Annotated in this window: 2 protein-coding genes; both read left to right on the top strand. The window is 36.8% G+C overall.

Features of this window, described 5'->3' with window-relative positions; translation table 11 throughout:
• Positions 1-72: 72 nt before the first annotated feature.
• A complete protein-coding gene (locus AC5YDM_RS15010) occupies positions 73-285 on the top strand; it encodes a hypothetical protein (RefSeq protein ID WP_496152862.1) in 213 nt (70 codons plus the stop codon).
• Between the two features lie 441 nt (positions 286-726).
• Positions 727-1,941 (top strand): replication initiation factor domain-containing protein, encoded by a 1,215-nt coding sequence (locus AC5YDM_RS15005; RefSeq protein WP_496152861.1) that lies wholly within the window; start codon positions 727-729, stop codon positions 1,939-1,941.
• The last annotated feature ends 132 nt before the right edge of the window (positions 1,942-2,073 follow it).

Genomic DNA, 2,073 nt, shown 5'->3' with positions numbered 1-2,073 from the left:
TTTAAGTCGCTGAATAATAGGACGGCAATCCTATTATCCAGCTAATCAAAATGATCTAATAAGGAGATCAAAATGACTGTTGCACATACTACATTGCTGAACTATTTAGGCAAATATATAACCGTTGATGTTCCTGTACCTGTTGAGTACAAAGCATCAGGATTTGATCAATTATCGGGTGTTGTTGTGTCCGTTAATTTTGAATTAGATGGAAAGCATTGTTTTTGCTTTGAAGATTCGGACTATTATTGCTTCGATGATGTTGTAATTAATTCCGAAATTTAGGACTAAAGATTACTGATATAATCTTTAGTTACCGAACGAGTGTCTACGAGTGGGGGTGATGGTATATAAATTCCAAAACTCTCTCTCCCTGATTACAAGCTCCCTTTTGATTTTCAACGGTAGTGGCAGAGCATCCCGAATGGGTGCGAACTGAAAATATATAAATACAAAGCTAGCGAATACGAGGAGCGGAACGGAGCGGAGGTGCGACGCGAGGAGCGCAATGCGCCACGTACCGCACCGCAGTTATACAAAGTAAAGTATTGATTTATCAATACGGATTAGAATATATTGTCTAGGTCATTAAGCTTAACAAAGACCTATGAAGATAAAGACCTGATTGAGATAGATCGACAGGCACAAAAGCAGTAGGCATAAAAATGGGCTGACATTGCGCTAACAATTCAACCCTGTTACACCAAAACATACTTGGATATAACCATGACTAAATTTTATGGGGAAGTTGCCCCTTTTACAACTGCAAACTATTCAGATTTTGCAAACAATTTCATCAAACGAGCTACTTTACCCACTGTCAGTCCGTGGGGATGCCACGTTAGTAATACGTGGCAAAACTCAGAATCTAAAATTCCATCCGACGATATCCTAAAAGATTGGCAAAAAACCAATGAAGTTAAGCTCGTGATTGATGGAAATGGTGATCCTAAAATCCTCCTTGTTTCTGCCCCTGCTGAATTTGAAATTGCATTTATAGATTGGATCTCGTTTTCATTTAAACGATACACCTTTATGGATGACTATATTGGAATTGATGAAAAACTGATTAACGATGTCTGCATAGAACGGATGGGGGAAAAGTTAGATTCAATTTTTGGGTTCAAAGTTGGCAAAAAAAGAAAAAATGGTAAAAACTTTTATGAGCAATGTTATGAAATCCAAAACCATGAAGATGTGGTTGTTGGTGATCTCTGCATAGGTGGTCAAAATAATACAATGCTTGTAATGCTATCGGGTCAAGGTTGTTTGATGGGTGACTATGGATGGCAAGAAAGACTTTATAGATTTTTGCAGTCTGCAAACGGTGCGAAGATTACTAGGTTAGATTTAGCTCATGATGATTATGATGGAACGTATTTAGAAATTGATGATCTAAATGAAAGGGAAACCGATGGGCAGTTTTATTATTTTGGAAAGCCTGCTCGTGTCACTTGGCATGGTGATTGGAAATATGGTGATAGAGATAATTTAGGTAGAACATTACAAATTGGTTGTCGTACTTCGGATAAAATGTTCAGGGCTTATGAAAAAGGTAAACAATTAGGGGATAAAAATAGTGCTTGGGTACGTCTTGAGGTTGAATTAAAAGCAAAGCATACCTTGATACCATTTGAAGCAATCATTAATCCATCTGATTATTTTATTAATCTGTACCCATGTTTTAAACAATTATTTCAATATGAAGAACAAACGCAAAGTCGAATTGAATACGTTAAAAGAACTCTAAAAATTAAAGTAGAAAAGGGAATAGATATATTCCGTCACCAATTTGGACGTTGGTTGGGCTTTTTCCGTCAATGGTATGGTGATGATGAGGCGTGTATTGAGGCTTTATCTTTGGAATTTAGTGTCCCCAAAAGGTTTGAATTAACAAAACAAGATTGGTCTAGGGTGACACCTGATTTTAGTGTTGCTTAGGCTATTTTAAGTCGCTGAATAATAGGACGGCAATCCTATTATCCAGCTAATCAAAATGATCTAATAAGGAGATCAAAATGACTGTTGCACATACTACATTGCTGAACTATTTAGGCAAATATATAACCGTTG

It is taken from the genome of Acinetobacter sp. CY81 (genome assembly GCF_059515925.1).
The sequence above is the reverse complement of the archived record's forward strand: the minus strand, read 5'-3'. Positions and strand labels throughout refer to the sequence as shown.

What these genes read in the sequence shown, in the direction of transcription:
- AC5YDM_RS15010 (WP_496152862.1), top strand. Translation starts at nt 73, where the DNA reads ATGACTGTTGCACATACTACATTGCTGAACTATTTAGGCAAATATATA.
- AC5YDM_RS15005 (WP_496152861.1), top strand. Translation starts at nt 727, where the DNA reads ATGACTAAATTTTATGGGGAAGTTGCCCCTTTTACAACTGCAAACTAT.